This window comes from Tepidiforma sp. (assembly GCF_026419595.1).
Taxonomy (GTDB): Bacteria; Chloroflexota; Dehalococcoidia; order Tepidiformales; family Tepidiformaceae; genus Tepidiforma.
In genome coordinates, this window is record NZ_JANZZD010000059.1 from 1 (window position 1) to 2,430 (window position 2,430).

Genomic DNA, 2,430 nt, shown 5'->3' on the forward strand with positions numbered 1-2,430 from the left:
ACCACCGAACCTGTGCCTGTCACGCACAAAGAAGTCCATCAGCTTCCCAGCGCCACCGTGCGGTTTGCCGGCGACTCGGGCGACGGCATGCAGCTTACGGGGGAGCAGTTCACCCGCACCAGCGCCCTGCTCGGCAACGATGTCTCGACCTTCCCCGATTTCCCGGCCGAGATCCGGGCGCCGCGGGGCACGCTGGCAGGCGTCAGCGGTTTTCAAGTGCACTTTTCCAGCACCGACATTTACACGCCGGGCGATGTGCTGGATGCCCTGGTGGTGATGAACCCGGCCGCCCTGCGGACCAACCTGGGTGATCTCCGCAAGGGAGGGGTGTTAATCGTAAATTCGGACAATTTCGAGAAAAAAGATTGGGAGATGGCGGGTTACACCAGCAACCCGCTCGACTCGGAGGTGCTGGAGCATACCTACCAGCTTTACAAGGTGCCGATGACCCGCCTGGTGCGCGAGGCCCTCAAGGATACGGGGCTGAGCACCAAGGAGGTCGACCGCTGCAAGAACTTTTTTGCCCTGGGGCTGGTGTACTGGCTCTACGGGCGGGACATGGAGCCGACGCTCCGCTTTTTACAAGAAAAATTCGGCAGCAAGCCGGAGCTGGTCGAAGCCAACACCCGGGCCTTGAAGGCGGGCTGGCATTATGGCGAGACCACCGATGCCTTCCTCTCGACCTATCGCGTGGAGAAGGCCCACCTGCCGCCGGGGACGTACAAGAACATCAGCGGCAATCTGGCGATGGCCTACGGGCTGATGACAGCGGCCTGGCTCAGCGGCAAGGAGCTGTTTCTGGGCAGCTATCCGATCACGCCGGCCAGCGACATTCTGCATGAGCTGTCGAAATACAAGAACTTCGGCGTGCGGACATTCCAGGCCGAGGACGAAATCGCCGCGATCTGCTCGGCGATCGGGGCTGCCTACGGCGGGCACATGGCGGTCACGACCTCCAGCGGCCCGGGCATCGCCCTGAAGACGGAGGCGATCGGCCTGGCGATCATGCTCGAGCTGCCGCTGCTGGTGGTGAACATCCAGCGGGGCGGCCCGAGCACGGGGCTGCCGACCAAGACGGAACAGGCCGATCTGTTCCAGGCGATCGTGGGACGTAACGGCGAGGCCCCCCTGCCGGTGGTGGCGGCCCGCAGCCCAGCCGATTGCTTCGACGTGGCCATCGAGGCCTGGCGGATCGCCTCGCGGCTGATGACGCCGGTGATGGTGCTTTCCGACGGCTATCTGGCCAATGGCAGCGAGCCGTGGCTGATTCCCGATCTGCAAAAGCTGCCCAAGATCGAGATCAAGCATCCCGGCCCGATCACCACGGGGGAGAAATTCCTGCCGTACCAGCGGGACGAACTGCTGGCCCGACCGTGGGCCTTGCCGGGGACCAAAGGGCTGATGCACCGCGTGGGTGGCCTGGAAAAACAGGACATCACGGGGAATGTGAACTACGAGCCGGCCAACCACCAGCACATGGTCAACACCCGGGCCAGGAAGGTGGAAAATGTGGCCAGCCTGATCGCCCCCCAGGAAGTGGAAGGACCGGACAGTGGCGACCTGCTGGTCCTGAGCTGGGGCGGGACCTATGGGGCCTGCAAGACGGCCGTGGAGATCTGCCTGGCGGAAGGGCTGTCGGTGGCCCATGCCCACCTGCGGTGGCTCAACCCCTTCCCGCGGAACCTGGAAACCATCCTCCGCAGCTACAAGAAGGTGCTGATTCCCGAGTTGAACATGGGACAGCTCCGCACGTTCATCCGGGCCAAGTACCTCGTGGATGCCCAGGGCCTGAACAAGGTGCAGGGGCGGCCGTTCGCCGTCCAGGAGGTGGTCAACGCCATCCGTCAGCAGCTCGGCCTGTCGACCAATGGGCAGCCGCAGCGGGAGACGGAGGAAGCGGTCGCGGCCCTGGCCGGGGCGGCAGCCGATGGCGGCTAGGTTGACGTGCATCCCTGCGTTTTCCGGCAACCATCCGAGTTTTTCGATCCCAGCACCTGCGATTTTCATCCTCGAACGATGACACACCTTCAGCCCATGGCCCGAAAGCCGGCAGACCGTCCCTTGCCGATGGGATGGCCGGTGGCCGGTGGCCGGCCCAGCGGGCTGGTGCCGTCAGGAGTTTGATCCGACCATGTCCACTGTCCAGGAAGTGCTCACCGCCAATGATTTCGCCAGCGACCAGGATGTCCGCTGGTGCCCGGGGTGCGGGGACTATTCGATCCTCGCCCAGATGAAGAAGGTGCTGCCGCAGCTCGGCTTGCCCCGGGAGCAGATCGTGTTCATCAGCGGCATCGGCTGCTCCAGCCGGTTCCCCTACTACGTCAACACCTACGGCTTCCACAGCATCCACGGCCGCGCGCCGACCATCGCCACGGGCCTGAAGACGGCGCGGCCGGAGCTCACTGTCTTCGTCATCACGGGAGACGGCGA

General features: G+C 64.4%; 2 protein-coding genes. Both read left to right on the forward strand.

What is annotated here, in order from left to right; translation table 11 throughout:
• The first annotated feature begins 12 nt into the window (after window positions 1-12).
• On the forward strand, window positions 13-1,938 hold the full coding sequence (locus N2041_RS14230; RefSeq protein ID WP_367187737.1) for a 2-oxoacid:acceptor oxidoreductase subunit alpha: 1,926 nt from the start codon (window positions 13-15) through the stop codon (window positions 1,936-1,938).
• 193 nt (window positions 1,939-2,131) lie between these two features.
• A partial coding sequence (locus tag N2041_RS14235) for a thiamine pyrophosphate-dependent enzyme (RefSeq protein WP_297679240.1) occupies window positions 2,132-2,430 on the forward strand: 299 nt, incomplete at its 3' end.